Origin of the sequence: Arthrobacter sp. AOP36-C1-22, assembly GCF_052377515.1 — a bacterium.
Classification (GTDB): Bacteria; Actinomycetota; Actinomycetes; order Actinomycetales; family Micrococcaceae; genus Arthrobacter_H.
The window spans coordinates 1-2,575 of record NZ_JBQSWW010000056.1 but is presented as its reverse complement, the minus strand read 5'-3'; the positions used below and the strand labels follow the sequence as shown (position 1 = coordinate 2,575).

The 2,575-nt window shown below is 67.9% G+C and carries 4 protein-coding genes; 2 read left to right on the top strand and 2 right to left on the bottom strand.

Annotated elements, in window-relative coordinates:
- Position 1: 1 nt before the first annotated feature.
- Complete coding sequence (locus ACT3S6_RS15840; RefSeq protein WP_444555770.1) at positions 2–892, bottom strand: SGNH/GDSL hydrolase family protein; 891 nt, start codon at positions 890–892, stop codon at positions 2–4.
- A gap of 115 nt (positions 893–1,007) precedes the next feature.
- On the opposite strand from ACT3S6_RS15840, the gene ACT3S6_RS15835 reads away from it, so the two are divergent.
- Positions 1,008–1,652 (top strand): alpha/beta hydrolase, encoded by a 645-nt coding sequence (locus ACT3S6_RS15835; protein ID WP_444555769.1) that lies wholly within the window; start codon positions 1,008–1,010, stop codon positions 1,650–1,652.
- An 18-nt stretch (positions 1,653–1,670) separates the two neighbouring features.
- Here the strand turns inward: ACT3S6_RS15835 and ACT3S6_RS15830 are convergent, their stop codons facing one another.
- Complete coding sequence (locus tag ACT3S6_RS15830) at positions 1,671–1,898, bottom strand: RNA-binding S4 domain-containing protein (protein WP_444555768.1); 228 nt, start codon at positions 1,896–1,898, stop codon at positions 1,671–1,673.
- Between the two features lie 59 nt (positions 1,899–1,957).
- On the opposite strand from ACT3S6_RS15830, the gene ACT3S6_RS15825 reads away from it, so the two are divergent.
- A partial coding sequence (locus ACT3S6_RS15825) for a DMT family transporter (RefSeq protein ID WP_444555767.1) occupies positions 1,958–2,575 on the top strand: 618 nt, incomplete at its 3' end.

Here is a 2,575-nt window from a genome sequence, read left to right as displayed (position 1 = left end):
CCTAGTCCGCGTCGTTGCGCGGATCCCCGGCACCCACGCTGTGGGGGGTCCCGCCCGGGGAAAAGGGCATGGCCTGCGGGCGTTTGGCCGTGATTCCGTCACCGCTGGACTGGTGCCGAAGCCGCCGCAGCACCCAGGGCGCCAGATGCGTGCGCGCCCAGACCAGGTCCTCACGCCGGGCCACCCTCCAGGGCTTGGGCTCCGAGGGGCTCGGCTCCAAGGCCGTGAGCTCGTGTTCGACGTTGAGGGCATCCAGGGCCATCATCGCAATGGTGTGGTGGCCCAGCGGTGAGAAGTGCAGCCGGTCCGGGGCCCACATCCGGGGTTCGTGGAGCTGGCGCATCGCCCACATATCGGCGACGACCGCGTCATGGCGGGCGCCGATGGCCCGCAAGTTCTCGTTGTAGATGGCCACCCGGCCGCGCATCGAGCCCAGGACCGGGGTTTCACCGATATCGGGGCCGTTGAACAGCAGGACCGTGGCCCCGGTGGCCGAGAGCTCGCCGATGAACCGGTCCATGGTCACCGCCAGGGCATCGGGATCCCCACCGGGGCGCAGCACGTCGTTGCCCCCGGCGCAAATGGTGATCAGGTCCGGGCGGAGTTCCAGGGCGGGTTCCAGCTGCTCCTCATGGATCTGGTCCAGCAGCCGGCCGCGGATCGCCAGGTTGGCATAGGCGAAGTCCTCCGCCTGCCGGCTGAGCTGCTCGGCGACACGGTCGGCCCAGCCACGGTGTCCGCCGGGGCTCTGCGGATCCGGATCCCCGATGCCCTCGGTGAAGGAGTCGCCGAGGGAGACCATGCGGCGCCAGGGGTGGCGGATCGCGTCGCCGGGGGACGTGGACGAGGGGTCGGACTGGTCCGGTGCGGAGGAAGCATCATTGTTACTCACGGGTACATCATTTCACCGGGCGCCCGGGTTTACCACCCCGGGACACGACCGGCAGGCACGCCGGAAGCGATGCCGCGTCCTGTGGCCGGGCGCGCCGGCGTGATTCAATGGCCGCATGACTGAGACTTTGCCCCAGCCCGTCGTTGCCTGGTCCCGCCCCGAATCCGAGCGGGAGGGCACCCCCCTGCTGGTCCTGTTCCATGGCTACCTTTCCCATGAGAAGGACCTGATCGGCCTGGCCCCGATGCTGCCGGAGGAATTCACCCTGGCCTCGGTGCGTGCCCCCTACGCCATGGGCCCGGGCTACACCTGGTTCCCGCTGATGGAGGACCTGGACTACTCGCTGGAGAAGGTCGTGGAGTCGGTGCAGCAGGTGTGGGCCTGGCTGGAGGAGGTGAAGGAACAGCACGCATCGGTGACGCTCCTGGGCTTCTCCATGGGGATGGCCGTGGCGACCTCGGTCCTGCGCCACCGACCGGAGGAGATCGACGCCGTCGTCGGACTGTCGGGATTCGCGATCCAGGCCGCCGGACACGAATTCTTCAACGACCAGGCCACGAAGGCGGCCCGGACGCCGATGTTCTGGGGACGCGGACAAGCCGACCCGGTGATCACCGAGGAGAAGATCGATTTCACCCTGGACTGGGCCGGGGAACACACCGACCTGACCAAGATGCTCTATGCCGGAATGGGCCACAGCGTATCGGAACCGGAAATGAAGCATGTGGGCGAGTTCCTGCGCCACCACGTGCTGGACTAGGACCCGGCGGAGTCGCGCCTACTCGGAGGTGACGATCACCGACTCGTCGGCCAGGGCGATCACATCGTCGATCTTCAACTGCCGGCCCCGGCGGGTCTCGATCTCACCGTTGACCTGAACCATCCCGTTTTCGATGAGCTCCTTGGCATGGAAACCGTCCTCGGCCAGGCTCGCCAGCTTCAGTAGCTGCCCCAAACGGATCGAATCGTCGCGGATGCTGATGGGCCGGGGCTGTTCTGCTGTCATGAGACCATCTTGCGTCACGAGCAGGTCCGGCCGCCACCGCGGCGATAGCATGTCCAACGATGAACCCAGTGATTGCTCCGCGGGCGAAGGCCCGGCACCTTCCGTTATGGGCCGGTCTGGTCCTGGCCATCATCGGGGGACTGATGATGCCCATCCAGGGCCGGATCAACGGCGGGCTCGCTGAACGGATGGGGGACCCGAACGCCGCGGCGGCCATCAGCTTCGCCGGCGGGACCGTGGTCATGATGCTGGCCTCGGTCCTGCTGCCGCGGGGGCGGGCCGGACTGGTGGCCATGCGCCGGGCCGTGGCCGGACGAGAATTCCCACGCTGGTACCTGCTGGCGGGGATCAGCGGCGGCTACATCGTCTTCGGACAGAGCCACGCGGTGCCCCTGATCGGCGTCGCACTGTTCACCGTGGCCATCGTGACCGGACAGACCATGAGCGGGCTGATGGTCGACCGGGTCGGATTCGGCCCCGGGGGCAAACGCTTCATCACCGCCCGGCGGATGGCCGGGGCCGTACTGATGATCATCGCCGTACTGTGGGCGGTATCGCCCCGGCTGGAATCCTCCGCCGACGGGCTCTCCTGGCTGGTGCCGGTGCTCCTGCCGTTCACCGCAGGGCTGTTCATGGGGTTCCAGCAGGCCATGAACGGGACCCAGACCGCCGCCTAC

What these genes read in the sequence shown, in the direction of transcription:
- ACT3S6_RS15835 (WP_444555769.1), top strand. Translation starts at nt 1,008, where the DNA reads ATGACTGAGACTTTGCCCCAGCCCGTCGTTGCCTGGTCCCGCCCCGAA.
- ACT3S6_RS15830 (WP_444555768.1), bottom strand. Translation starts at nt 1,898, where the DNA reads ATGACAGCAGAACAGCCCCGGCCCATCAGCATCCGCGACGATTCGATC.